The sequence below is a fragment of the Micrococcus sp. iso_239 genome (assembly GCF_056173395.1).
Genome location: NZ_CM149672.1, coordinates 722,811 through 747,584 on the forward strand (window position 1 = coordinate 722,811; position 24,774 = coordinate 747,584).

Here is a 24,774-nt window from a genome sequence, read left to right on the forward strand (position 1 = left end):
TGGACCGGAGAACCCGGCGGCCCCGCGCCGTCGACCCCGAGAACCCATGAGGAGCGCCCCCGTGCCCGTCAGCCTTGGAATGCCGTCCGCCCCGCCGCCCGTGCTGGCCCCGCGCCGCACCACCCGGCAGATCCAGGTGGGCTCGGTGGGCGTCGGCTCGCAGCACCCCGTCTCGGTGCAGTCGATGACCACCACCAAGACGCACGACATCGGCGCGACCCTGCAGCAGATCGCCGAGCTCACGGCCGCCGGCTGCGACATCGTCCGCGTGGCCTGCCCCACGGACAAGGACGCCGAGGCCCTCAAGGTCATCGCCCAGCAGTCCACCATCCCCGTGATCGCGGACATCCACTTCCAGCCGAAGTACGTGTTCGCGGCGATCGAGGCCGGCTGCGGCGCCGTGCGCGTGAACCCGGGCAACATCAAGAAGTTCGACGACAAGGTCAAGGAGATCGCGCAGGCCGCCTCGGACCACGGCACCTCCCTCCGCATCGGCGTCAACGCCGGCTCCCTGGACCCGCGCCTGCTGCAGAAGTACGGCAAGGCCACCCCGGAGGCCCTCGTCGAGTCCGCCGTCTGGGAGGCCTCCCTCTTCGAGGAGCACGGCTTCAAGGACTTCAAGATCTCCGTCAAGCACAACGACCCGGTGATCATGGCCCGCGCCTACGAGCTGCTCGCCGAGCAGGGTGACTGGCCGCTGCACCTCGGCGTCACCGAGGCCGGCCCGGCCTTCCAGGGCACCATCAAGTCCGCCACCGCCTTCGGCTACCTGCTCGGCCAGGGCATCGGTGACACCATCCGCGTCTCCCTCTCCGCGCCGCCGGTCGAGGAGGTCAAGGTGGGCCTGCAGATCCTGCAGTCCCTGAATCTGCGTGAGCGCAAGCTCGAGATCGTCTCCTGCCCCTCGTGCGGCCGCGCCCAGGTGGACGTGTACACGCTGGCCGAGCAGGTCACCGAGGGCCTCCAGGACCTCGAGGTCCCGCTGCGGGTGGCCGTCATGGGCTGCGTCGTCAACGGGCCGGGCGAGGCCCGCGAGGCCGACCTCGGCGTCGCCTCCGGCAACGGCAAGGGCCAGATCTTCGTCAAGGGCGAGGTCATCCGCACCGTGCCCGAGGATCAGATCGTGGAGACCCTCATCGAGGAGGCCAACCGGATCGCCGGTGAGATGGACCTGGGGGAGGACGGCGGTGACCAGGCTGCCGCCGGTGCCCCGGTGGTCTCCGTCCACTGACCGGGAGGTCCGGGCCGCCACGGGAGACCGCGTCCGCCTGCTGACCGACGCGGACACTGCCGCGCTCGCGGCCCTGTCCGCCCGCGCCCCCGTGTCCAACGTGTTCGTGGACTCCCTGCTGGAGGCGGGCCGCCTGGCCGGCCCGCGCGGGGGAGCGGCGGGCACCCTGTTCCTCGGGATCGACGACGACGCCCCGGGCGCCGGGAGGCTGCGCGCGGCCGTCTGGATCGGCTCGAACGTGGTGCCGGTCGCCGCGTCCGAGGCCCCGGACGCGGGATGGGCGCCGGGCGACGCGGAGGCGCTCGGCGCGGCGGCCGCCGCGCTGCGCCGCCGGTACGGGTCGATCTACGGCCCGGCCGGTCCCGTGCTGGCCGCCGGTCAGGCCCTCGCCGCCGCGGGCCACCGGTCCCGGTCCGTGCGCCCCGACCAGCCGCTGCTCGTGCTGGGCACGGCCGGGGGGATCGACCCGAACCCGTCCGTGGTGCAGGCGCAGCCACGCGACTTCGCGCGCGTCCTGCCGGCCAGCGCGGCGATGTTCGAGGAGGAGCTCGGCTTCTCCCCGTTCGCCGGCGGCGCGGCCCAGTACCGGGACCGCGTCGAGCGGCTGATCCAGGCCGGGCGCGTCTTCATCGACCCGGGCCCGCGCGACGCGGGCGGCCCGCTGCGCTTCAAGGCGGACATCGGGCTGCTCTCCTCCCGGTGCGCCCAGATCCAGGGCGTGTGGATGGCCCCCGCCGCGCGGGGCCGAGGGCTGGCGGCGTCGGCGATGGCCGCCGTCGTGGGCTACGTGCGCCTCCAGGCGCCCGTGGTGAGCCTCTACGTCAATGCGTACAACACCCCCGCGCTGCGCACCTATGAACGCGTGGGGTTCGAGCGGCGCGGCACGTTCGCGACCGTCCTGTACTGACCCGGCGGACCCTGCGCGGGCGATAGGATCGGCGGTCAGGACGCCGGGCACCCCCGTGCCGGCGTCGTCCCGTCCCGCGCGCCGCCCCCGACCGCGCGAGCCCGTCCGAGGAGGCCCCGTCATGCCCCTGCGCATGTCCACCCTGTTCCTGCGCACCCTGCGCGACGACCCGGCGGAGGCCGAGGTGGCGAGCCACAGGCTCCTCGTCCGTGCCGGCTACATCCGTCGCGCGGCCCCGGGCATCTACTCGTGGCTGCCGCTGGGCCTGAAGGTGCTGGCCAAGGTGGAGCGGATCGTGCGCGAGGAGATGGACGCGATCGGCGCCCAGGAGGTGCACTTCCCGGCGCTGCTGCCGCGGGAGCCCTACGAGGCCACGGGCCGCTGGGAGGAGTACGGCGACGGGCTGTTCCGCCTGCAGGACCGCCGGGGCAACGACTACCTCCTGGCCCCCACGCACGAGGAGATGTTCACGCTCCTGGTGAAGGACCTGTACTCCTCGTACAAGGACCTGCCCGCGTACCTGTACCAGATCCAGACCAAGTACCGGGACGAGGCCCGCCCGCGCGCCGGCCTGCTGCGCGGGCGCGAGTTCATCATGAAGGACTCCTACTCCTTCACGGTGGACGACGCCGGCCTGGACGCCGCGTACGAGGCCCATCGGGCCGCCTACCTGCGGATCTTCGACCGTCTCGGCCTCGAGGTCGTGCCGGTGCGGGCCACCTCCGGTGCGATGGGCGGCTCCCGCTCCGAGGAGTTCCTGCACCCCACCGAGGTGGGCGAGGACACCTTCGTCGAGTCCGACGGCGGCTACCGCGCCAACGTCGAGGCCGTCACCACAGTGGCCCCCGCCCCGCTGGACGAGGCGGCCATGGCGGCCCTGCCCGCCGCCGAGGTCAAGGACACCCCGGTCTCCACCACCATCGCCGCGCTCGTGGACGTCGCCAACCGGCTGGCCCCGCGCGACGGCGAGCCGTGGACCGCCGCGGACACGCTCAAGTGCGTCGTGGTCACCGCGGTGGTGGACGGCGGTGAGCGTCGCCCGTTCGTCGTGGGCGTGCCCGGCGACCGTGAGGTGGACCTCAAGCGTCTCGAGGCCTCCGTGGGCCCGGCGCTCGGCGTGGTCGGCGAGCCCACGCTCGAGGCCGCGACCGCCGCGGACCTGGCCGCGCACCCCGCCCTGGTCAAGGGCTACATCGGCCCCGCGGCGGCCGATGCGGTCGAGGGCACCCCGGTGCTCGGCGCGGAGGGCTCCGTCTCGGGCCTGCCCTTCTTCGTGGACCCGCGCATCGCCCCCGGCACCGCGTGGATCACCGGCGCGAACGCGGACCAGCGCCACGTGTTCGGCCTCGTGGCCGGCCGCGACTTCATGTGGGACGGCGTGCTCGAGGCCACCGCGGTGCGCGAGGGCGACCAGGCCCCCGACGGCTCCGGCCCGCTGCACACCCGCCGCGGCATGGAGATGGGCCACATCTTCCAGCTCGGCCGCAAGTACGCCGAGGCCCTCGACCTGAAGGTCCTCGACGTCCACGGCAAGCAGGTCGTGGTGACCATGGGCTCCTACGGCATCGGCATCACGCGCGCCGTCGCCGCGATCGCCGAGCGCTACCACGACGACAAGGGCCTGGCGTGGCCGCGCGCGGTGGCCCCGGCGGACGTGCACGTCGTCGTCGCCACGAAGGGCGAGGACGGCCTCGCCGCCGCCGAGACCCTCGCCGCGGGCCTCGAGGCCGAGGGCCTGACCGTGCTCGTGGACGACCGTCCGAAGGTCAGCCCCGGCGTGAAGTTCAAGGACGCCGAGCTCATCGGCGTGCCCACCACCGTGGTGATCGGCCGCGGCCTGGCCGACGGTGAGCTCGAGCTCAAGGACCGGGCCACCGGTGAGGCGCGCCCCGTGCCCGTGGACGGGGCCGTCGCGGCGGTGCTCGCGGAGGTGCGCCACGGGCGCTGAGTGGTTCGGCGCCGTCGAGCTGACCGCCGGACTGCTCGTCCTCGTGCTCGCCGCGGGCTTCGCGGCGGGCTGGATCGACGCCGTCGTGGGCGGGGGCGGGCTCCTGCAGCTGCCGGCCCTGCTGCTCGTGCCCGGGCTGAGCCCGATCCAGGCGTTGGCCACCAACAAGCTCGGCTCGGTGTTCGGCACGGCGACGTCGGCGCTCACCTACCGGCGGCGCCTGCGGCAGGACCTGTCCACCGCACTGCCGATGGCCGCCGTCGCCTTCGCGGCGGCCCTGGGCGGGGCCGTGGTCGCCGCGCATCTGCCGGCCGGCGTGATCCGGCCCGTGATCCTGGTGGCGCTGATCGCCGTCGCCGTGTTCACGGCCGTGCGCCCGGGCCTCGGACAGGTCGCCGGCGTGGGACCGCGGCGGAGCACCGCGCTGGCCCGGGCCGTGGCGCTCGGCGCGGCGGTGGGCTTCTACGACGGCGTCCTCGGCCCCGGCACGGGCACGTTCCTCATCCTGGGGCTGGTGCTGCTGCTCAAGTTCGACTTCCTGCACGCCTCGGCACAGGCGAAGGTGGTCAACCTCGCGACCAACCTCGGCGCGCTCTCGTACTTCGTGCCCTCGGGGCACGCGGTGCTGGGCCTGGGGCTGCTGCTCGGCGCGGCCAACCTCGTGGGCGGCTACGTGGGGGCCCGCATGGCGATCGCCCGCGGCACCGGCTTCATCCGCGTGGTGTACCTCATGGTGGTGGCCGCGCTCATCGTCAAGGTCGGCGCGGACACCCTCGCCCCGCTGCTGCGCTGAGCCCGCCCCGTCCGACCCGGTCGGGAGCACTCGGCCCCGCCGTGGGCCGCCGGTAGGCTCGGCCCCGGATCCCGACCCCGGCCCCCGCCCGCGTGGCGCGGCGGCCCCGACCCGACGAGTGAGGCACCCCATGGACAGCACCGACCGCCGCGACGACCTCGCCGAGCTGCGCACCCGCGTCGAGGAGGCCCTGGCGGCCGACGACGTGGTGGTGGAGCAGGTGCGCGCCACGGGCACCGCCGAGCACCGCACCGTCGAGGTGGTCCTCGACCGCGCCTCGGGCACCCAGGGCCTGAGCCTGGACGACGTCGCCCGCCTCTCCGGCCGGGTCTCCGCCGCCCTCGACGCCCTGGGCGACCACGTGCCCGGCGTCGGTGCGGGGGAGTACCTGCTGGAGGTCACCACCGCGGGCGTGGACCGCCCGCTCACCGAGCCCCGCCACTTCGCCCGCAACGTCGGCCGTCTCGTCGAGGTCTCGGTCGACGGCGCCGCGCCCGTGACCGCCCGCCTGAAGGACGTGACGGACGACGACGTCGAGCTGGCCGTGGTGCGCCCGCCCGCGAAGAAGGGCATGAAGGCCAAGGAGCTGCCCGCCGAGCGGGTCGCCCTCGACCGCCTCGGTCCGGCGATCGTGCAGGTAGAGTGGAGCCCCGCTCAGCAGGCCGGCGACGCCGACGCCGCCGCGGGCGAGGACACGGCCGAGCACACGGAGGCATGAGTTGGACATCGACATGAGCGCGCTGCGCATGCTGGAGGCGGAGCGGGAGATCCCGATGGACCGCCTCATCCCCACCATCGAGCAGGCCCTGCTCATGGCGTACCACCGCACCCCGGGGGCCCTGAAGCGCGCCCGCGTGGAGATCGACCGCGCGACCGGCCACGTCACCGTGTGGGCCACGGAGCTGGACGAGGACGACACGCCCATCGGCGAGTTCGACGACACCCCGAACGGCTTCGGCCGGGTGGCCGCCTCCACGGCGCGCCAGGTGATGATCCAGCGCATGCGCGAGGAGGACGACGACAAGGTCCTCGGCGAGTTCAAGGACAAGGAGGGCGAGCTCGTCTCCGGCGTCATCCAGCAGGGCCTGAACCGCCACATGGTCCAGGTGAACCTCGGCACCCTCGAGGCCGTCCTCCCGCCGCCCGAGCAGGTGCCCGGCGAGGACTACGCCCACGGCCGCCGGATCCGCGCCTACGTGGTCTCCGCGACGCGCGGCGCCAAGGGCCCGTCCGTCACGGTGTCCCGCTCGCACCCCGGCCTCGTGCGCAAGCTCTTCGAGCTCGAGGTCCCAGAGATCGCGGACGGCTCGGTCGAGATCACGGCGCTGGCCCGCGAGGCCGGCCACCGCACCAAGATGGCCGTGCGCGCCACCCGCCCCGGGGTGAACGCCAAGGGCGCCTCCATCGGGGAGATGGGCAGCCGCGTGCGCGCCGTCATGACGGAGCTCAACGACGAGAAGATCGACATCGTCGACCACGTGGACGACCCCGCCGCGATGATCGCCAACGCCCTCTCGCCCGCCACGACCGTCTCGGTGGAGATCCTCGACGCGGACCAGCACTCGGCCCGCGCCGTGGTGCCGGAGTACCAGCTGTCCCTGGCCATCGGCAAGGAGGGCCAGAACGCCCGCCTCGCGGCCAAGCTCACGGGCTGGCGGATCGACATCGTCGGCGACGGGGTCACCACCTCCGCCCCGGGCCGCTGACCGTCCCCGGGAACAGATCCGGGCCCGGACGCGCTAGGATGGATGAGGTCCTTTCTCGATCCGACGCCCGTGAGGGGTGAACGCATGACGTCTCGGACGGTCGTGCGCACCTGCATCGGATGCCGATCGAGGGCGGACCAGCAAGAGCTGGTGCGCGTCGCCCTGGACTCCTCGACGGAACCCCCATCCGTCGTCTGGGACCCGGAACGACGCCGTCCCGGCCGGGGTGCGTGGCTGCATCCCGGCGAGGACTGCCTCCTCCTCGCCCTGCGCCGCCGCGCGTTCGGGCGGGCCTTCCGGTCCGCCGTCGACGCCGACGCGCTGGGCCGCACCGCGGAGGCACCGGCTGACAGACCGACAGATGAAGGCGGGTCAGAGATCTGATGCGTACCCGATGAGCACTGAAGCATGAGTGCCCAGCGATGAACTTCACCCCCTGCTATCAGGCAGGCCGTGGTGCGCGTGCCCTGGTGGCGCGCGCGACGGCCTGGAGCAACGTCAACGGTCCCAGGACGCGCTGAGACGGACAGCCCGAGCGGCTCCGTTCCGGCCCGTGGGGCCAGAACAGGAGAACCGTGGCCAAGGTCCGCGTCCATGAGCTCGCCAAGGAGCTCGGCATCACCTCGAAGGAGGCCTTGAGCACGCTCAAGGACCTCGGCGAGTTCGTCAGCTCGGCTTCGTCCACCATCGAGCCCCCGGTGGTCAAGAAGCTGCGCAACGCCTACCCGGGTGCCGGCAAGTCCGCCGCCAAGCCCGGTTCCACGCCCGCCGCCCCGGGCCGTTCCGCCGCGCCGAAGCCGGCGGCCGCCCCGTCGCCGCGCGCCGCGGCCCCCACGTCGAATGTCGGCGCCCCGGCGCCCGGTCCCGCCGCGGGCCGCACCGCCGCGCCCAAGCCGGGCGCCGCCCCGACCCCCGGCCCCGCCGCACCGACGCCGGCCGCCCCGGCCGAGCCGAAGGCCCCGCAGCCGCCGGCCACGCCGGGGTCGGCCGCGCCGAAGCCGGGCGCCGCCGCGCCCAAGCCGGGTGCCTCCGCGCCCAAGCCGGGCGCCCCGCGTCCCGGCAACAACCCGTTCAGCCCCAAGGGCGGCTCCGCCGGGCCTCGCCCGGGCGCCCGCCCGGGCGGCCGTGGCGGTGCTCCGCGTCCGGGCAACAACCCGTTCGCCCCCTCGCAGGGCATGCGCTCCGGTCGTGAGGACCGCGCGCCTCGTCCGGGCGGCCCCCGTCCGCCGGCCGGTGCCGGCGGTCCCCGTCCGGGCGGTCCGCGCCCGGCCGCGGGCGCCGGCGGTCCCCGCCCCGGTGGGCCGCGTCCGAACCCGGGCATGATGCCCAAGCAGATCACCCCGGCCCCGCAGCCGGCCCGCGGCCGTGGCCGTCCGGGCGGCGGCCCCGGTGGCGGCCCGGGTCGTCCCGGCGGCCCGGGCGGCCGTGGCGGTCGCGGCAACGCCCAGGGCGCCTTCGGGCGCGGCGGCGGCCCGCGCAAGGGACGCAAGTCGAAGCGCGCGAAGCGCCAGGAGTTCGAGCAGCAGCACACGCGTGAGATCGGCGGCGTCAAGGTCCCCAAGGGTGACGGCACCACCGTTCTGCGCCTGCGCCGCGGCGCGTCCCTGGCCGACTTCGCCGAGAAGATCCGCGCCGACGTCGCCGACCTGGTGAAGGTGCTCTTCACCCTCGGCGAGATGGCCTCGGCCAACCAGTCCCTCGACGAGGAGACCTTCCAGCTGCTCGGCGACGAGCTGGGCTACAAGGTCCAGATCGTGTCCCCGGAGGACGAGGACAAGGAGCTGCTGGAGGCCTTCGACATCGACCTCGAGGCCGAGGCGGCCAACGAGGACGAGGCCGACCTCGAGCCGCGCCCCGCGGTCGTCACCGTCATGGGCCACGTGGACCACGGCAAGACGCGTCTGCTGGACGCCATCCGCTCCTCGAACGTCATCGAGGGCGAGGCCGGCGGCATCACGCAGCACATCGGCGCCTACCAGGTGCCCGTGGAGCACGAGGGCGAGCAGCGTCGCCTCACCTTCATCGACACCCCGGGTCACGAGGCGTTCACCGCCATGCGTGCCCGCGGTGCGAAGGTCACCGACATCGCCGTGCTGGTGGTGGCGGCCGACGACGGCGTCATGCCGCAGACCGTCGAGGCGCTCAACCACGCCCAGTCGGCCGGCGTGCCGATCGTGGTGGCGGTCAACAAGATCGACAAGGACACCGCCGCCCCGGACAAGATCCGCGGTCAGCTCACCGAGTACGGCCTCGTGCCCGAGGAGTACGGCGGCGACACGATGTTCGTGGACGTCTCCGCGCGCAACAACATCAACATCGACCAGCTGCTCGAGGCGATCCTGCTCACCGCGGACGCCGCCCTCGAGCTCACGGCGAACCCGCACAAGGCCGCCCGCGGCGTGGCCATCGAGGCCAACCTCGACAAGGGCCGCGGCGCCGTCGTCACCGTGCTGGTGCAGACCGGCACGCTGCGCGTGGGCGACACCATGGTGGTGGGCTCCGCCCACGGCCGTGTGCGCGCCATGTTCGACGAGAACGGCAACGCCGTGGAGGCGGCCGATCCGTCGCGTCCCGTCCAGGTGCTCGGCCTGTCCACGGTGCCGCGTGCCGGCGACTCGTTCCTCGTCACCGACGACGAGCGCACCGCCCGCCAGATCGCGGAGAAGCGCGAGGCCGCGGACCGCAACGCCCAGCTGGCCAAGCGCCGCAAGCGCATCACCCTGGAGGACTTCGACCAGGCCGTGGCCGAGGGCAAGCTGGACACGCTCAACCTCATCATCAAGGGCGACGCGTCCGGTGCCGTCGAGGCGCTCGAGGACTCGCTGCTCAAGATCGAGGTCGGCGAGGACGAGGTGCAGCTGCGCGTCATCCACCGCGGCGTCGGCGCCATCACGCAGAATGACGTGAACCTGGCGACCGTGGACAACGCCATCATCATCGGCTTCAACGTGCGCCCCGCCGAGCGGGTCGCCGACCTGGCCGACCGCGAGGGCGTGGACATGCGCTTCTACAGCGTGATCTACGACGCGATCGACGACATCGAGAACGCGCTCAAGGGCATGCTGAAGCCGGAGTACGAGGAGGTCGAGCTCGGCTCGGCCGAGGTCCGCGAGGTGTTCCGCTCCTCCAAGTGGGGCAACATCGCCGGTTCGCTCGTGCGCTCGGGCCTCATCCGCCGCAACGCCCAGGCCCGCCTGGTGCGCGACGGCGTGGTGGTCTCCGATCACCTCAAGATCGAGTCGCTGCGCCGCTTCAAAGACGACGCCACGGAGGTCCGCGAGGGCTACGAGTGCGGCATCGGCCTGGGCAGCTTCAACGACATCAAGGAGGGCGACGTGATCGAGACCTTCGAGATGCAGGAGAAGCCGCGCGTCTGACGGCCGGGGCGGGGGCCCGCACGGGCCCCCGCCTTCCGCGTCCCACCCTCTGAACCATCACCACCGGAAGGAACCGCACCATGGCCGATCCGGCACGCGCCGGCCGCCTGGCCCAGCGCATCAAGGTCCTCGTGGCCGAGGCGCTGCGCCGCGGCGTCAAGGACGATCGCGTGGAGCCCGTCACCGTGACGGAGGTCCGCGTGACCAACGACCTGCAGCACGCCACCGTCTACTACACCGTCCTGGGCGACGAGGCCACGGTGGCCGCCGCCCACGAGGGCATCCAGGACAACCGCGGCATCCTGCGCCGCGAGGTGGGCCGCGGGCTCACCATCCGCCTGGTGCCCACCCTCGAGTTCGTGGCGGACACCGTCCCCGAGGCGGCCGCACACCTGGAGGACGTCCTCCGCGCGGCCAAGGAGCGGGACGCCGAGCTGGCGAAGGCGCGCGAGGGCGCGTCGTACGCCGGTGACGCGGACCCGTACCGCACCGCGGAGCCGGACGCCGACGCCGACGACGCCCCGCGCGCCTGAGGCCCGCGGCACGGTGAGCGCACGCAGCACCGGGGGACAGGCCCCCGACGCGCCGGGAACGGAGGCGTCGGGGGTCGTCCTCGTGGACAAGCCGCAGGGGTGGACCTCGCACGACGTCGTCGGGCGGGTCCGCCGGCTGGCGGGCACCCGCAAGGTGGGCCACGCCGGCACCCTGGACCCCATGGCCACGGGCCTGCTCGTGGTCGGCGTCAACAAGGCCACGCGCCTGCTGACCGCCATCACGGGCACGGACAAGACGTACACGGCCACGATCCGGCTCGGGCAGTCGACCGTCACGGACGACGCGGAGGGCGAGGTCGTGCAGACCCGGCTGGCCAACGCCGTCACGCCCGAGCGCGTGGCCGAGCAGGTCGCCGCCCTCACGGGCGAGATCCTGCAGGCGCCCTCGGCCGTCTCCGCCGTCAAGGTGGCGGGCCGGCGCGCCTACGATCGCGTCCGCGCGGGAGAGGACGTCACCCTCGACGCCCGCCCCGTCACCGTGCACGAGTTCACGGTGCACGAGCTGCGCCGGCTCGACGGCGGCCGGCTGGTCGACCTCGACGTCACCGTGCGCTGCTCGTCCGGGACCTACATCCGGGCGCTCGCCCGCGACCTGGGCGAGGCCCTCGAGACCGGCGGGCACCTCACGGCGCTGCGCCGCACCGCCGTCGGCCCGTTCGACGTGGCCGACGCGCTCTCGCTCGAGGCCCTCGCGGAGCGGTTCGCGATGACCGAGCTCTCCGAGGCCGCCGCCGGGCTCTTCCCGGTGCGCGAGCTGACGGAGCACGAGGCCCACGAGCTCGCCTTCGGGCGGGTCGTGGCGCCCACCGGCACGGGTGAGACGCTCGTCGCCGGGCGCGCGCCGGACGGCCGCGTCATCGCCCTCGTCTCCGACGTGCGCCGCCGCGGCGCCGACGTCGCCAAGCCCCAGCTCGTGTTCGCCCCGGCCGAGGGGCCGGGACAGGGAAGGACCGCATGATCCTCGACGCCTGGTTCTGGACGGGACTGGTGATCGGTGCCGTCTCGTTCGTCGTCTGCGTGGTGATGACGGCGATCCGCCGCCACCCCGCGGACGCCTCGATCCTCTCGGTGGCCGCCGTCGAGCTGTTCACGCTCGTCTATGCGGCGGCCGCCGCCGTCCGCCAGCTCGGCGGGGACACCCTGAACGGCCCCGGCTGGGAGTTCTGGGGCTACATCCTCACCGCCCTGATCGTGCCGGTGATCGCCGTGGGCTGGGCCGTCACGGACAAGACCCGGTGGTCCAACCTCGTGCTGGCCGTGGTCGGGCCCACGATCGCCGTGATGCTGCACCGCATGCAGGTCATCTGGTTCGGGCAGTGGTGAGGAGGATGGACATGGCACCCAGCGACGGCGCCCCCGCGCGCAACCAGGGTCTCGGCCGGATCATCGTCATGGTCTACGCGGTGTTCGCCCTCTCGGCGAGCGCGCGCAGCCTCTTCCAGATCCTCACGCAGTTCGACGCCGCCCCCGTGGCGTACACGCTCTCCGCGGTCGCGGCGGTCGTGTACATCGTGGCGACGTTCGCGCTCGCCCGCTCCGGCGCGCGCGCCTGGGCCGTGGCGCTGGGCGCCGTGCTCGTGGAGCTGGCCGGCGTGGTGGGCGTGGGCCTGTGGACCGTCCTGGATCCGGGGATGTTCGCCCACGACACCGTGTGGTCCCGGTTCGGCGCGGGCTACGGCTACGTGCCGCTCGTGCTGCCGGTGGTCGGCCTGATCTGGCTGCTGACGCACCGCCCCGCCCGCCCGGCCGAGGCGGGGGCGCTCTGATGCGGGTCTGGAACAGCCTGGACGAGGTCCCCACGGACCTGCCGCGCACCGTGGTCACCCTGGGCAACTTCGACGGCGTGCACCGCGGCCACCGGGAGGTGCTGCGCCGGGTCGTCGAGCTGGCGCGGGCCCGCGACGCCCTGGCCGTGGCCGTGACCTTCACCCCGCACCCGCGCGCCGTGCACCATCCCGAGGTGCCCCACGTGGACATCATCAGCCCCGAGCAGCGGGTCGTCCTCCTGGACGAGGCGGGTCTGGACGCGGTGCTCCTGCAGCGCTACACCCTCGAGTTCGCGGACCAGTCCCCGGAGGAGTTCGTCCGCGGCATGCTCGTGCACGGGCTGCACGCCGCCGTCGTGGTCGTGGGGCACGACGTGCGCTTCGGCCGGGGCAACACCGGCGACGTCGCGGAGATGGTGCGCCTGGGGGCCCGCTACGGCTTCGAGGTCGAGGCCGTCGAGGAGTTCCCCGCCGAACACGGGGCCGAGCCGGAGCGCCGCTGCTCCTCGACCTGGGTGCGGGAGGCCCTGGCCGCGGGCGACGTCGCCCAGGCCGCGGCCGTGCTCGGCCGGCACCACGTGCTCGCCGGCGAGGTGGTGCACGGGTTCGCGCGCGGCCGCGAGCTCGGCTTCCCCACGGCGAACCTCGAGACGGATGTGCAGGGCATGATCCCGGCCGACGGCGTCTACGCCGGCTGGGTGCACGACGCGCACGGCGGGGTGTGGCCGGCCGCGATCTCCATCGGCTCGAACCCCACGTTCGAGGACGTCTCCCGCGTGGTGGAGGCACACGTGATCGACCGCCACGACGAGCGGGTGGAGGACTTCGACCTGTACGGCCAGCACATCGAGGTGGAGTTCGTGGCCCGGCTGCGCGGGATGGTCGCCTACGAGGGCGTCGAGAAGCTCGTGGCGCAGATCACGCAGGACGTGGACGAGGCCCGGGCGATCCTGGCCACGACCCCCTCCGACCGGTGAGCGCCCCGGAGCCGGGCGCTCCCCCCGCTGTGCCGAACCTGCCGGGGCGCCCGGCCCGGGCCCGTCGGGCCGGGCCCAACCCCTTCGAGACCGGCGGGGAGCACTACGACGCCGTCCGCCCCTCCTACCCGGCCGCCGCGGTGGACCGCGTCCTGGCGGGCACCGCCGACGGCGCGGACGTGGTGGAGCTCGGGGCCGGGACGGGACTGTTCACCCGGCTGCTCGCGGCCCGCCCGGCGGACCGGGTGCGGACGGTGACGGCCCTCGAGCCGTCGGCGTCGATGCGCGCCGTCCTGGAACGCGAGGTCGCGGCCGGCACGGGCGGGCGGGTGCGCGCCGTGCCGGGCACGGGCGAGGCCACGGGCCTGCCGGCGGCGAGCGCCGACGTCGTGGTGGCGGCCCAGGCATGGCACTGGATGGACCCGGCCGCGGCGAGCGCGGAGGCCGCACGGGTGCTGCGCCCGGGCGGGCGCCTGGCCGCGGTGTGGAACCAGCTCGACACGGCGGTGCCGTGGGTGCACCGTCTCACCCGGATCATGCACGCCGGGGACGTGCACGCCGCCCGGCCGGAGCAGCGCCGGTTCGCCGCCCCGTTCGGGGCGGAGGAGCACGCGCGCTGGGCGTGGACGCAGCCCATGACCGCGGCGGGGCTGCACGGGCTCATGGCCTCGCGCTCGTACTGGCTGCGCGCGGACGAGCGGATCCGGTCCCGGATGACGGCCAACCTCGACTGGTACCTGCACGAGCACCTGGGCCATGCGGCGGACGCGGTCCTGCAGGTGCCCTACGTGACGGTGGCCTGGTGGGCGGCGCCGGTCAGGGGCGGGCGCCCACGGTGACCGGGACCGTCCGGGCGATCCCGGCCCGCCGCGCCTGCCAGAGCAGCAGCGCCGTGGCCACCGCGACCACCGCCACCGAGAGCAGCGTGGCCGCCGGGGAGCCGGCGGTCTCCGCGCCCACGTAGCTGTCCTCGACGGTGCCCACGAGCGTGCCGACGGCGATGATCACCACGTTGTTGACCACGTGGAGGGCGACGGCGGCCTCGAGCCCGCCCGTGCGCCACGTGAGCAGGACGGCGGCGACGGCGAACGCGGCGAGGTCCAGCAGGATCCACGGGTCGAGCGAGCCGTGGGCGAGCGAGAAGGTCGCCGCCGAGAGCACCGCGGTGACCGCGGCGGCCACGACCGGCCGGCGGATCCACGTGCCGACGGCCAGCAGCAGCCACCCGCGGAACAGGTACTCCTCGCCCGCGGCCTGGAACGGGGTGAGCACGAACGCCATGACGAGCAGCCAGACCCAGTCCTGCGCGCGCGGGGCCGTGGGGGCGCCGTCGAGGGCCCACGCGCCCAGCACGTAGGCGAGGAACAGCGGCGTCAGCACGACGACGCAGCGCGCCAGCCAGCGCCAGCGCACGCGGCCCTCGACCGAGTGGACGAAGCGGGCGGCGACGGGGTGGCCCAGCGCCACGGCCAGCAGCGCGACCCCGATCAGCGCGGCGAGCAGGAGGTTGTTCAGCAGCACCATGGGCGCGGAGTACAGGTCGAGGTCGGTCACGTCCGTCGGGTCGGCCGCGCCGAGCAGCGCGGGCCCGGACGTGGCGATCAGGGCGAGAGCGCCCAGCACGCCCCCGAGCACGAGGAGGCCCACCAGGCCGGCCAGCACGAGGCCGAAGGACGCGAGCGGGTTCCACCATCGGGCCCGCGGCGTGCGCAGCAGCGCGGGGTAGCCGTGGCCGATCAGCGGCAGATCCAGGGGCGGCGCGGGCGGCCGGAGGGGGAACGACGACGGGGCCGGGGAGTGGGGGACCGGTGGGGTGCTCACCGGGCCAGGGTAGGCGATGCGGTAGACTCGACCCTCGGCCTCCCTGCAGTCCGCGGTGGGGTGGGCCCCGCGTCGTCCGCCCCGGCGGGGCGCGGCCCGTGTTCGCGGTACCGAAGTGAAGGAGGCCCACCATGGCCCTGGATCCCGCTGTCAAGCAGCAGATCATCAAGGAGTACGCCACCCACGAGGGCGACACCGGTTCCCCCGAGGTGCAGATCGCGGTCCTGTCCCGCCGCATCAAGGACCTGACCGAGCACCTCAAGGAGCACAAGCACGACCACCACACCCGTCGCGGCCTGATGGCCCTGGTCGGTCGCCGTCGTCGCATGCTCGGCTACCTGCAGAAGGTCGACATCGAGCGCTACCGCGCGCTGATCGAGCGCCTCGGCCTGCGCAAGTGACCTGAGGAGGCGGCGCCGGAGCCCGCGGGAGACCCGCGAGCGCCGGCGCCGCCTTTCGTCTGCCCCCGGACGCACGTAGTGTGTCCCGGGGGAGAGATCGCCGCAGCCTGCGGCACTCCGGCGCGCCATGGCGCGCATCCCCGCATCATCGACACACCCGACGGCTCCGCGCCCATCGCTCGCGGTCCTCGACAGTGGCTCCCGGACCCCGCCGCACGGCGGGATGCCGAGGGCCTCGATCGAAGACCAGGGGGACAGGGACGCCTGCGGCGCCGTCCACCTGAAAGGAGGCCCTCATGGAGGGTCCTGAGATCACCTTCGCCGAGGCCGTCATCGACAACGGCTCGTACGGCAAGCGCACCGTCCGCTTCGAGACCGGGCGCCTCGCCCAGCAGGCCGCCGGCGCCGCCATGGTCTACATCGACGAGGAGACGTCGATGCTGTCCGCCACCACCGTCGGCAAGTCGCCCCGCGAGGGCTTCGACTTCTTCCCGCTGACCGTGGACGTCGAGGAGCGCATGTACGCCGCGGGCCGCATCCCCGGCTCGTTCTTCCGCCGCGAGGGCCGCCCGTCCACGGACGCGATCCTCACCTGCCGCCTGATCGACCGCCCGCTGCGCCCGGCGTTCGTCAAGGGCATCCGCAACGAGGTCCAGGTCGTCGTGACCGTCACCTCGATCGCCCCGGACGAGATCTACGACACGGTGGCCATCAACGCCGCCTCCCTGTCCACGCAGCTGTCCGGCCTGCCGTTCTCCGGTCCCATCGGCGGCGTGCGCATGGCCCTCATGGACGACGGCTCCGGCACGCGCCAGTGGGTCGCGTTCCCGAAGCACTCCCAGCTCGAGGGCGCCGTGTTCAACATGGCCGTGGCCGGCCGTGTGGTGGGCGACGACGTCGCCATCATGATGGTCGAGGCCGAGGCGACCCCGGACTCCTGGACCCTGGTCAAGGAGCGCGGCGCGCAGGCGCCCACCGAGGAGATCGTGGCCGAGGGACTCGAGGCCGCCAAGCCCTTCATCCGCGCCCTGTGCGAGGCCCAGGCCGACCTGGTCAAGCGCGCCGGCAAGGACCCGGTGGACGTCCCCGTGTTCCAGGACTACCAGGACGACGCCTACGCCGCCGTCGAGAAGCTCGCCACGGACCGCCTGACCGAGATCTTCTCCATCGGCGACAAGCAGGAGCGCGAGTCGGCCTCGGACGCCTACCTGCTCGAGGTGCTCGAGGAGCTCGCCGGCGAGGGCAAGGACTTCGCCGAGCGCAAGGGCGAGATCGCCAAGGCCTACGGCTCCCTCACCAAGCAGATCGTGCGCCGCCGCATCCTCACCGACCAGGTGCGCATCGACGGCCGCGGCCTGACGGACATCCGCAAGCTGACCGCGGAGGTGGAGGTCCTGCCCCGCGTGCACGGCTCCGCCATCTTCGAGCGCGGCGAGACCCAGATCATGGGCGTCACCACGCTGAACATGCTCAAGATGGAGCAGCAGATCGACTCGTTGGCGCCGGAGACGGCCAAGCGGTACATGCACCACTACAACTTCCCGCCGTACTCCACCGGCGAGACCGGCCGCGTGGGCTCCCCGAAGCGCCGCGAGATCGGCCACGGCGCCCTCGCCGAGCGCGCCCTCGTGCCCGTGCTGCCGGCCCGCGAGGAGTTCCCCTACGCGATCCGCCAGGTCTCCGAGGCCCTCGGCTCCAACGGCTCGACGTCGATGGGCTCCGTCTGCGCCTCCACCCTGTCCCTGCTGAACGCGGGCGTGCCGCTGCGTGCGCCCGTGGCCGGCATCGCCATGGGCCTGGTCTCCGCCGAGGTGGACGGCCAGACCCAGTACGCGGCCCTGACCGACATCCTCGGCGCCGAGGACGCGTTCGGCGACATGGACTTCAAGGTGGCCGGCACCGCGGAGTTCGTCACCGCGATCCAGCTGGACACCAAGCTGGACGGCATCCCGGCCTCCGTGCTGGCCGCCGCCCTGACGCAGGCCCGCGAGGCGCGCCTGCACATCCTGTCCGTGCTGAACGCCGCCATCGACGCCCCGGACGAGATGGCCCCCACCGCCCCGCGGATCATCTCCGTGCGCATCCCGGTGGACAAGATCGGCGCGGTCATCGGCCCCAAGGGCGCCATGATCAACCAGATCCAGGACGACACGGGCGCGGACATCACCATCGAGGACGACGGCACCGTGCTGATCGGCGCCACCGACGGCGCCTCGGCCGAGGCCGCGCGCTCCGCGGTGAACGCGATCGCCAACCCGCAGGTCCCCGAGGTCGGTGAGCGCTACCTCGGCACCGTGGTGAAGCTGACCACGTTCGGCGGGTTCGTCTCGCTCACCCCGGGCAAGGACGGCCTGTTGCACATCTCCGAGCTGCGCAAGCTCAACGAGGGCAAGCGCGTGGACGACGTCGAGGACGTGCTCGGCGTGGGCCAGAAGGTCCAGGTCGAGATCACCAAGATCGACGACCGCGGCAAGCTGTCCCTCTCCCCGGTGGTGGCGGAGTCCGACGCCCTGGCCGAGACCGCGGACGCGATCGAGTCCTCGCAGATCGAGGCCTGATCCGCCCCGCCCGGCCCGGTGACCACGACGGCGCCGCACCCTCCCCGCGAGTGGTGCGGCGCCGTCGTCGCGCATGGGCGAGAATGGCCGTCATGAGTGTTCACCGTGAGATCCCCCTGGACTTCGACGGCGTGCTGGCGGACGAGGGCAACGGTTCCGTGGTGCGCCGCTCCGTGCTGCCCGGCGGCGTCCGCGTGCTCACCGAGGCCATGCCGGACCAGCGCTCGGTGACCATCGGCTACTGGGTGGCCGTCGGGTCCCGTGACGAGTCGCCCGAGGGCTACGGCGCCACGCACTTCCTCGAGCACCTGCTCTTCAAGGGCACTCCCACGCGCACCGCGATGGACATCGCGGCCGCCTTCGACCGCGTGGGCGGGGAGTCCAACGCCGGCACGGCCAAGGAGTCCACCGTCTACCACGCCCGCGTGCTGGACGAGGACCTGCCGATGGCCGTGGAGGTCCTCACGGACATGCTCACCTCCTCCCTGATCGACCCGGACGAGCTCGAGACCGAGCGCGGCGTGATCCTCGAGGAGCTCGCCATGGACGCGGACGACCCCGTGGACGTGGCCCACGAGAAGCTCGCCGAGGTCATGCTGGACGGCCACCCCCTCGGCCGGCCGATCGGCGGCACGCCCGAGACGATCCGGGCCGTCACCCGCGACCATGTGGTGGGGCACTACACGCACTGGTACCGCCCGGACGAGCTCGTCGTCACCGCCGCCGGCCACCTCGACCACGACGAGGTCTGCCGCCTCGTCCTCGCCGCCCTGCGCGCCTCGGGCTGGGAGCTCACCCAGGGGGCCCTGCCCGCCCCGCGTCGTGCCGTGGACACCGCCGGGGCCGCGGCCTCGCGGGTGCGGACCGGCACGCACACCGTCACCAAGGCGGTCGAGCAGGCCAACGTCCTCGTCGGCGGCCGCTCGCTGTCCACCACGGACCCGGACCGCTTCGCCCTGGGCGTCATGCAGTCCGTCCTGGGCGGGGGCATGTCCTCGCGGCTGTTCCAGGAGATCCGCGAGCGCCGCGGCCTGGCCTACAACACCTACTCGTTCTCCGCCGGGTACTCCGACGCCGGCTACTGGGGCCTGTACGCGGGCTGCCAGCCGGACCGGGTGGACGAGGTGGCCGCGCTGATGGAGGCCGAGCTGGACCGGATGGCCGAGGCCGACGTCACCGGGGAGGAGCTCGCGCGCGCCCACGGGCAGATCTGCGGCGGCACCGTGCTGGGCATGGAGTCCACGGGCGCCCGCATGTCCCGGCTGGGACGGGCCGAGCTGGTCACGGGGGAGTACGTGGACCTGGCGGCCTCCCTCGCCCGGGTCCGCGAGGTCGACGCCGGCCAGGTCCGGGCCGTGGCCGCGCGCCTGGCCGCGGGGGACCGGGCGCGCGTCGTCGTCGCCCCGGCCTGACCTCGGCCACGGCCGCCGGGGCGGGCCGCGTAGGCTGGAGGCCATGACCGAGACCCGCACCCCCTCCGCCGTGTCCGCTCCCGACGACGTCCCGCGCGTCGCGATCCTGGGCGCCCGTGGCCGCATGGGCCGCCACGCGGTGCCCGCGGTGCGAGCGGCCGAGGGGCTGGAGCTCGTGGCCGAGCTCGGCTCGCAGGACCGCCTGGACGCGGTGCTCGACGCCGGCGCCACCCACGTCCTGGACCTCACGGTCCCGGACGCCTCGCCCGAGAACGTGGCCTTCGCCGTGGAGCACGGGCTGCACACGGTCGTCGGCACGTCGGGCTGGGTGCCCGAGCGCCGCGAGCGCCTCGAGGCGCAGCTGGCTGAGCACCCGGGGGTGGGCGTGCTGATCGCCCCGAACTTCTCGGTCGGCTCGGTGCTGGCCTCGGCGTTCGCCGCGCAGGCGGCGCGGTACTTCGAGTCCGTCGAGCTCGTCGAGCTGCACCACCCGGACAAGGTGGATGCCCCGTCGGGCACGGCCGTGCGGACCGCCGAGCTCATCGGCGCGGCCCGGGACGCGGCCGGCGTGCCCGTCTCCCCGGACGCCACCGAGCACGACCCGGACGGCGCGCGCGGCGCCGTCGTCCACGGCGTGCACGTGCACGCGGTGCGCCTGCGCGGCCTGGAGGCGCACCAGGAGGTGCTGCTGGGCGGGCCGGGCGAGCAGCTCGTGGTCCGGCACGACGCGTTCGACCGCGGGGCCTACATGCCCGGCGTCGTCCTCGGCCTGCGGACCGTGGCCTCCCGCCCGGGTCTGACCTATGGACTGGACGGATACCTGGACCTTGGCTGAGCCCTCCCGCACCCCCGACGACGGCGCCGTGGGCCCGCCCGCGCCCGCCGTCCGTGCCCGCCGCTCGACCGTGATGAGCAAGGTGTGGGTCGGCTTCGTGTGCCTGCTCGTGCTGCTGTTCGCCGGGTTCGCCCTCAACGCGTCCGTCGCGCTGGTGCGCGCCCCGCAGCCACTGGCCAAGGCGATCGGCGCGGGCGTCATCCTCGTGGTGCTGGTGACCGTGGCCGTCCTGGCCCGCGAGGTGTGGTTCGGGCGCCAGACCGAACGCCTGGCCGACCAGCTCGAGGCCGAGGGCGGGCTGCCGGAGGACGACCTGCCGCGCTCGCCCGGCGGCCGGATCGACCGGGAGGCCGCCGACGCCCAGTTCGAGCTGTACCGCGTGGAGGCCGAGGCCGCACCGCGCGACTGGCGCGCCCGCTACCGCCTCGCCCTGGCCTACGACGCCTCGGGCGACCGCCGCCGCGCCCGCGAGGCGGCCCGGGAGGCCGTCCGCCTGCACCGCGCCGGCTGACGCGGCCCACGCGTCGCTCAGCGCCCTCCGACGGCCCGTTCCCCACCCGTCCGGGAGAGCCGGGCCATCACGGCTTCGAGCGGACCCCGTCGGCCGCTGAGCTCGGCGGCCAGCCCGGCCGCGAGGCTCAGCACGACGAGGGCGGTGAGCAGCGCCCCGTCGGCCGGATCGAGTCCGGTCGCGTCCACGAGCGCGAGCACCACGAGGTGCCCCACGTAGAGCGTGAGCGGGATGCGCCCCGCACCCACGAGCGGGCGCAGCGCGGCGTGCCCGACCAGCGGCCGGGCCAGCAGGCAGGCGCCCAGCACGGCGCAGGCCCAGCCCGCCGCGAGCACGGCGGCCACCACGGACCCGGAGTGCGGGGTCGGCAGGGCGAGCCACAGCGGATCCGGGATCAGCAGCGCGAGCCGCGGCTCGCCCGTGCGCAGCGTGAGCGCCGTCTCGGCCGGGTCCGTGCCGATCGCCGCGGCGACCCGCCCGACCGTGCCCGGAGCCCGCAGCACCGCCGCACCGACGACGCCGGCCGCCGCCCACGCCGCGGCCCCGCCGCCGAGGATCCCGGCGGCCACGCGGGGCCGGTCCAGCGGCAGCCGCCCCAGGGCCAGCCCCAGCACGAGGAACGCGCCCCAGGACAGGACGGGGTAGTAGCCCGTGAGCGTCAGATCGGCCAGCAGCAGCCCGGGACGCAGCAGGTCCGCGGGGCCGGGGGAGAGCCAGAGCCGCCCGCCCAGGAAGAACTCCTGGCGCCCCACGGCGGCCTGCGCGGCCGCGACCACCGCGAACACCAGCACCGGCCCGAGCACGAGCCACGCCCCCGCGATCAGGCCCAGGGCGCGGGCGCGCAGGCCCAGCAGGGGCAGCGCGAGCAGGAAGAGCAGGGCGTAGTGGCACAGGATGACGGCCACGGGGACGCCGAGCGTCCCGCACGCGAGCCCGAGTACGAACAGCAGGCCCGCGCGTCGGGCGATCCGGCGGCGCAGCGCCGCGCGCCGGACCCCCGTGGCCGGCGTCGCGCCCCCCGTGGACAGGGCCAGCCCGACGCCGGCCAGCAGGACGAACAGCACCGAGGCGCGTCCGGCGAACCACAGGAACGCCGGGTGCGGCGCCCCGTCCGCCGTCGCCGGGTCGACGACGTGGACGGTGATCATGCCGAGCAGGGCGATCCCGCGGGCCGCGTCGACGCCGGGCAGCCGGCGACGTGCGGGCCGGTCCGGGCGGACGGCGGCGGGGGGCGGGGCGGGACGCAGGGCGGGCTCCTCTCGGGTCGCCGCGCGTCGCGGAGGGGCCACGGACGGCGCGGGCCCCCAGTCTCGCAGGTAGGGTGGGGCCCATGAGTGCCGTCCGTCCCGCCGTCATCCCCTCCGAGCTGCTCTTCGGCACGGTCGTGCCCGCCATGGTCACCCCCATGACGGACGAGGGCGCCGTGGACCTCGAGGTGGCCGCCGCGCTGGCCGAGCACCTGGTGGACCGCGGGGCCGACGGCCTCGTGGTCACCGGCACCACCGGCGAGACCTCCACGCTCACGGACGACGAGAACGTGGCGATGTTCCGCACCGTCGTCGAGGCCGTGGGGGACCGCGCCAGGGTCGTGGCCGGCACCGGCACCAACGACACGGCGCACACCCTCGAGCTGTCCCGCCGCGCGGCCGAGACGGGCGTGGACGGGCTGCTGCTCGTCACCCCGTACTACAACAAGCCCAACCAGGCCGGCATCCGCGCGCACTTCGAGGCCGTGGCCGACGGCGTGGACCTGCCGATCATGCTCTACGACATCCCGGGCCGCTCCGTGATGCCGATCGAGCCCGAGACGATCATCGCGCTCGCGCAGCACCCCAACATCCGTGCGCTCAAGGACGCGAAGGGGGACCTGCAGTCCACCACCACCGTCCTGGCGCACACAGACCTCGACCTCTACTCCGGCGACGACGGTGCGACCCTGCCGCTCATGGCGCTCGGCGCCGTCGGGGTCGTCTCGGTGGCCGCGCACGCGGCCCCCGAGCTGTACCGCCAGCTCGTGGACGCCGTCCACGCCGGCGACCTGGCCGGTGCCCGTGATCACCACTTCGCGCTGGACCCCGTCCAGCGCGGCATCATGACCCACGTCCAGGGCGCGGTGGCCGCGAAGGCCGTCCTCGCCGCCCAGGGCGTCATCCCGTCCGCAGCCGTGCGGCTGCCCCTCGTCCAGGCCACGCCGGACGAGCTCTCCGTCATCCGAGCCGACCTCGCGGAGGCCGGCATCACCTTCTAGAAGGGACCCGTTCCATGACCGCAGGCACCCGCCTGTCCACCCCGCCCAAGCTCAAGCGGGGCACCTGCCGCATCGTCCAGCTGGGCGGCCTCGAGGAGGTCGGCCGCAACATGGTCACCTTCGAGATCGACGGCAAGATCCTCATCGTCGACTGCGGCGTCCTCTTCCCCGAGGAGCACCAGCCCGGCGTCGACCTGATCCTGCCGGACTTCGACTACATCCGGGACCGCGTGGACGACGTCGTCGGCATCGTCCTGACCCACGGCCACGAGGACCACATCGGCGCCGTGCCGTACCTGCTGCGCCTGCGCGACGACATCCCCGTGATCGGCTCCAAGCTGACCCTCGCCCTGATCGAGGCCAAGCTCGAGGAGCACCGGATCAAGCCGCGCACCCGCGTGGTCAAGGAAGACGACATCGTCGAGTTCGGCCCGTTCGAGTGCGAGTTCGTGGCCGTGAACCACTCGATCCCGGACGCGCTCGCCGTCGCCATCCACACGGACGCCGGCACCATCCTGCACACCGGCGACTTCAAGATGGACCAGCTGCCGCTCGACGGCCGCATCACGGACCTGCGCGCCTTCGCCCGTCTCGGCGAGGAGGGCGTGGACCTGTTCATGACCGACTCCACGAACGCCGAGGTCCCGGGGTTCACCACCACGGAGGCGGAGATCGGCCCCACCCTCGAGCGCTACTTCGCCACGGCGAAGCGCCGCATCGTGGTGGCCTCGTTCTCCTCCCACGTGCACCGCGTCCAGCAGGTCCTCGACGCCGCCCACAAGCACGGTCGCAAGGTGGCCTTCGGCGGGCGCTCCATGATCCGCAACATGACCATCGCGGCGAAGCTCGGCTACCTCAACGTGCCGAACGGGATCCTCGTGGACATCCGCAAGGTGGACAAGTACCGAGACGACGAGATCGTGCTCATGGTCACCGGCTCCCAGGGCGAGCCGATGGCGGCCCTGTCCCGCATGGCCAACGGGGACCACCAGGTGCAGCTGGAGGAGGGCGACCTCGTCGTGCTGGCCTCCTCCCTGATCCCGGGCAACGAGAACTCCGTGTTCCGCGTGATCAACGGGCTCATGAAGCTCGGCGCGACCGTGGTGCACAAGGGCATGGCCAAGGTGCACGTCTCCGGCCACGCCTCCGAGGGCGAGCTGCTGTACTGCTACAACATCGTCGAGCCCGAGTTCGTGATGCCGGTGCACGGCGAGACCCGCCACCTGATCGCCAACGGCCGGATCGCGGAGAAGACCGGCGTGCCGGCCGAGAACGTCATCCTGGCCGGCAACGGCACCGTGGTGGACATGACCGACGGCCTCGTGAAGGTCGTCGGCGAGGTGGAGTGCGGCTACGTGTACGTGGACGGCTCCTCCGTGGGTGAGATCTCCGACTCGGACCTCAAGGACCGCCGTGTCCTGGGCGAGGAGGGCTTCATCTCGATCATCACCGTGGTCAACCGGCAGACGGGCACGATCGTGTCCGGTCCGGACGTCCACGCCCGCGGCGTCGCCGAGGACGAGAAGGTGTTCGAGGAGATCAAGCCGAAGATCGTCCGGGCGCTCGAGGAGGCCGTGCAGTCCAGCAAGGACCACACCGCCCACCAGCTCCAGCAGGTGGTCCGCCGGACCGTCGGCACGTGGGTCAACCGCAAGCTGCGCCGGCGCCCGATGATCATCCCGGTGGTCCTGGAGGCCTGACCCCTCCGGGTCGCCATGCCTGCCGTGTC

The 24,774-nt window shown here is 73.8% G+C and carries 23 protein-coding genes; 21 read left to right on the forward strand and 2 right to left on the reverse strand.

What is annotated here, in order from left to right; translation table 11 throughout:
- The first annotated feature begins 46 nt into the window (after nucleotides 1–46).
- From ispG to AC0VX2_RS03430, 14 genes are all read left to right on the forward strand, one after another.
- Complete coding sequence (gene ispG / locus AC0VX2_RS03365) at nucleotides 47–1,231, forward strand: flavodoxin-dependent (E)-4-hydroxy-3-methylbut-2-enyl-diphosphate synthase (RefSeq protein WP_061866731.1); 1,185 nt, start codon at nucleotides 47–49, stop codon at nucleotides 1,229–1,231.
- The gene (locus AC0VX2_RS03370) at nucleotides 1,206–2,138 is read left to right on the forward strand and encodes a GNAT family N-acetyltransferase (RefSeq protein WP_102708382.1); all 933 of its coding nucleotides are present in this window, start codon (nucleotides 1,206–1,208) and stop codon (nucleotides 2,136–2,138) included. Before ispG ends, AC0VX2_RS03370 begins: the two co-directional genes overlap by 26 nt.
- 121 nt (nucleotides 2,139–2,259) lie before the next feature.
- Entirely contained in the window at nucleotides 2,260–4,086 is a 1,827-nt protein-coding gene (locus AC0VX2_RS03375) for a proline--tRNA ligase (protein WP_102708373.1), read from the forward strand.
- A gap of 43 nt (nucleotides 4,087–4,129) precedes the next feature.
- The gene (locus tag AC0VX2_RS03380; protein ID WP_180971860.1) at nucleotides 4,130–4,879 is read left to right on the forward strand and encodes a sulfite exporter TauE/SafE family protein; all 750 of its coding nucleotides are present in this window, start codon (nucleotides 4,130–4,132) and stop codon (nucleotides 4,877–4,879) included.
- 130 nt (nucleotides 4,880–5,009) lie between these two features.
- The gene (locus AC0VX2_RS03385; RefSeq protein ID WP_036314068.1) at nucleotides 5,010–5,597 is read left to right on the forward strand and encodes a ribosome maturation factor RimP; all 588 of its coding nucleotides are present in this window, start codon (nucleotides 5,010–5,012) and stop codon (nucleotides 5,595–5,597) included.
- 1 nt (nucleotide 5,598) lies between these two features.
- Nucleotides 5,599–6,585: a transcription termination factor NusA gene (gene nusA / locus AC0VX2_RS03390; RefSeq protein WP_036314069.1), complete on the forward strand. Its 987-nt coding sequence runs from the start codon at nucleotides 5,599–5,601 to the stop codon at nucleotides 6,583–6,585.
- Between the two features lie 84 nt (nucleotides 6,586–6,669).
- Nucleotides 6,670–6,969: a YlxR family protein gene (locus AC0VX2_RS03395; RefSeq protein ID WP_223247521.1), complete on the forward strand. Its 300-nt coding sequence runs from the start codon at nucleotides 6,670–6,672 to the stop codon at nucleotides 6,967–6,969.
- 191 nt (nucleotides 6,970–7,160) lie between these two features.
- On the forward strand, nucleotides 7,161–9,962 hold the full coding sequence (gene infB, locus AC0VX2_RS03400) for a translation initiation factor IF-2 (protein ID WP_138976789.1): 2,802 nt from the start codon (nucleotides 7,161–7,163) through the stop codon (nucleotides 9,960–9,962).
- 80 nt (nucleotides 9,963–10,042) lie between these two features.
- The gene (rbfA, locus tag AC0VX2_RS03405) at nucleotides 10,043–10,495 is read left to right on the forward strand and encodes a 30S ribosome-binding factor RbfA (protein WP_036314977.1); all 453 of its coding nucleotides are present in this window, start codon (nucleotides 10,043–10,045) and stop codon (nucleotides 10,493–10,495) included.
- Between the two features lie 13 nt (nucleotides 10,496–10,508).
- On the forward strand, nucleotides 10,509–11,474 hold the full coding sequence (gene truB, locus AC0VX2_RS03410; RefSeq protein WP_078026112.1) for a tRNA pseudouridine(55) synthase TruB: 966 nt from the start codon (nucleotides 10,509–10,511) through the stop codon (nucleotides 11,472–11,474).
- A complete protein-coding gene (locus tag AC0VX2_RS03415) occupies nucleotides 11,471–11,839 on the forward strand; it encodes a hypothetical protein (RefSeq protein ID WP_002855305.1) in 369 nt (122 codons plus the stop codon). The genes truB and AC0VX2_RS03415 overlap by 4 nt, the downstream gene beginning before the upstream one ends.
- Before the next feature lie 11 nt (nucleotides 11,840–11,850).
- Nucleotides 11,851–12,282: a hypothetical protein gene (locus AC0VX2_RS03420; protein WP_036314984.1), complete on the forward strand. Its 432-nt coding sequence runs from the start codon at nucleotides 11,851–11,853 to the stop codon at nucleotides 12,280–12,282.
- The gene (locus tag AC0VX2_RS03425; RefSeq protein ID WP_041104239.1) at nucleotides 12,282–13,259 is read left to right on the forward strand and encodes a bifunctional riboflavin kinase/FAD synthetase; all 978 of its coding nucleotides are present in this window, start codon (nucleotides 12,282–12,284) and stop codon (nucleotides 13,257–13,259) included. Before AC0VX2_RS03420 ends, AC0VX2_RS03425 begins: the two co-directional genes overlap by 1 nt.
- Nucleotides 13,256–14,098: a class I SAM-dependent methyltransferase gene (locus tag AC0VX2_RS03430; protein WP_044658602.1), complete on the forward strand. Its 843-nt coding sequence runs from the start codon at nucleotides 13,256–13,258 to the stop codon at nucleotides 14,096–14,098. The genes AC0VX2_RS03425 and AC0VX2_RS03430 overlap by 4 nt, the downstream gene beginning before the upstream one ends.
- Here AC0VX2_RS03430 and AC0VX2_RS03435 read toward each other — a convergent pair.
- Entirely contained in the window at nucleotides 14,076–15,080 is a 1,005-nt protein-coding gene (locus tag AC0VX2_RS03435) for a CPBP family intramembrane glutamic endopeptidase (RefSeq protein ID WP_044658601.1), read from the reverse strand. The genes AC0VX2_RS03430 and AC0VX2_RS03435 overlap by 23 nt on opposite strands.
- A gap of 131 nt (nucleotides 15,081–15,211) precedes the next feature.
- On the opposite strand from AC0VX2_RS03435, the gene rpsO reads away from it, so the two are divergent.
- The 5 genes from rpsO (at nucleotide 15,212) to AC0VX2_RS03460 (ending at nucleotide 20,797) form a co-directional block, all read left to right on the forward strand.
- Entirely contained in the window at nucleotides 15,212–15,481 is a 270-nt protein-coding gene (rpsO, locus tag AC0VX2_RS03440; RefSeq protein ID WP_017488396.1) for a 30S ribosomal protein S15, read from the forward strand.
- Nucleotides 15,482–15,777: 296 nt separating this feature from the next.
- Nucleotides 15,778–18,039, forward strand: coding sequence for a polyribonucleotide nucleotidyltransferase (locus AC0VX2_RS03445; RefSeq protein WP_036315001.1), 2,262 nt, complete (start codon nucleotides 15,778–15,780; stop codon nucleotides 18,037–18,039).
- Between the two features lie 83 nt (nucleotides 18,040–18,122).
- A complete protein-coding gene (locus tag AC0VX2_RS03450) occupies nucleotides 18,123–19,451 on the forward strand; it encodes a M16 family metallopeptidase (RefSeq protein ID WP_036315003.1) in 1,329 nt (442 codons plus the stop codon).
- A gap of 43 nt (nucleotides 19,452–19,494) precedes the next feature.
- Entirely contained in the window at nucleotides 19,495–20,286 is a 792-nt protein-coding gene (gene dapB / locus AC0VX2_RS03455; RefSeq protein ID WP_002855289.1) for a 4-hydroxy-tetrahydrodipicolinate reductase, read from the forward strand.
- Nucleotides 20,279–20,797: a hypothetical protein gene (locus tag AC0VX2_RS03460; protein ID WP_044658599.1), complete on the forward strand. Its 519-nt coding sequence runs from the start codon at nucleotides 20,279–20,281 to the stop codon at nucleotides 20,795–20,797. Before dapB ends, AC0VX2_RS03460 begins: the two co-directional genes overlap by 8 nt.
- 17 nt (nucleotides 20,798–20,814) lie before the next feature.
- Here the strand turns inward: AC0VX2_RS03460 and AC0VX2_RS03465 are convergent, their stop codons facing one another.
- A complete protein-coding gene (locus tag AC0VX2_RS03465) occupies nucleotides 20,815–22,086 on the reverse strand; it encodes a heparan-alpha-glucosaminide N-acetyltransferase domain-containing protein (RefSeq protein WP_251393366.1) in 1,272 nt (423 codons plus the stop codon).
- A gap of 41 nt (nucleotides 22,087–22,127) precedes the next feature.
- On the opposite strand from AC0VX2_RS03465, the gene dapA reads away from it, so the two are divergent.
- On the forward strand, nucleotides 22,128–23,045 hold the full coding sequence (gene dapA / locus AC0VX2_RS03470) for a 4-hydroxy-tetrahydrodipicolinate synthase (RefSeq protein ID WP_134376963.1): 918 nt from the start codon (nucleotides 22,128–22,130) through the stop codon (nucleotides 23,043–23,045).
- 14 nt (nucleotides 23,046–23,059) lie between these two features.
- Nucleotides 23,060–24,745 (forward strand): ribonuclease J, encoded by a 1,686-nt coding sequence (locus tag AC0VX2_RS03475; RefSeq protein WP_002856517.1) that lies wholly within the window; start codon nucleotides 23,060–23,062, stop codon nucleotides 24,743–24,745.
- Nucleotides 24,746–24,774 lie beyond the last annotated feature (29 nt).

Excerpts from the sequence above, each read along its gene's own strand:
- ispG (WP_061866731.1), top strand. The coding sequence starts at position 47 with ATGAGGAGCGCCCCCGTGCCCGTCAGCCTTGGAATGCCGTCCGCCCCG.
- AC0VX2_RS03375 (WP_102708373.1), top strand. The coding sequence starts at position 2,260 with ATGCCCCTGCGCATGTCCACCCTGTTCCTGCGCACCCTGCGCGACGAC.
- AC0VX2_RS03385 (WP_036314068.1), top strand. The coding sequence starts at position 5,010 with ATGGACAGCACCGACCGCCGCGACGACCTCGCCGAGCTGCGCACCCGC.
- AC0VX2_RS03395 (WP_223247521.1), top strand. The coding sequence starts at position 6,670 with ATGACGTCTCGGACGGTCGTGCGCACCTGCATCGGATGCCGATCGAGG.
- rbfA (WP_036314977.1), top strand. The coding sequence starts at position 10,043 with ATGGCCGATCCGGCACGCGCCGGCCGCCTGGCCCAGCGCATCAAGGTC.
- AC0VX2_RS03415 (WP_002855305.1), top strand. The coding sequence starts at position 11,471 with ATGATCCTCGACGCCTGGTTCTGGACGGGACTGGTGATCGGTGCCGTC.
- AC0VX2_RS03420 (WP_036314984.1), top strand. The coding sequence starts at position 11,851 with ATGGCACCCAGCGACGGCGCCCCCGCGCGCAACCAGGGTCTCGGCCGG.
- AC0VX2_RS03425 (WP_041104239.1), top strand. The coding sequence starts at position 12,282 with ATGCGGGTCTGGAACAGCCTGGACGAGGTCCCCACGGACCTGCCGCGC.
- rpsO (WP_017488396.1), top strand. The coding sequence starts at position 15,212 with ATGGCCCTGGATCCCGCTGTCAAGCAGCAGATCATCAAGGAGTACGCC.
- AC0VX2_RS03445 (WP_036315001.1), top strand. The coding sequence starts at position 15,778 with ATGGAGGGTCCTGAGATCACCTTCGCCGAGGCCGTCATCGACAACGGC.
- AC0VX2_RS03450 (WP_036315003.1), top strand. The coding sequence starts at position 18,123 with ATGGCCGTCATGAGTGTTCACCGTGAGATCCCCCTGGACTTCGACGGC.
- dapB (WP_002855289.1), top strand. The coding sequence starts at position 19,495 with ATGACCGAGACCCGCACCCCCTCCGCCGTGTCCGCTCCCGACGACGTC.
- dapA (WP_134376963.1), top strand. The coding sequence starts at position 22,128 with ATGAGTGCCGTCCGTCCCGCCGTCATCCCCTCCGAGCTGCTCTTCGGC.
- AC0VX2_RS03475 (WP_002856517.1), top strand. The coding sequence starts at position 23,060 with ATGACCGCAGGCACCCGCCTGTCCACCCCGCCCAAGCTCAAGCGGGGC.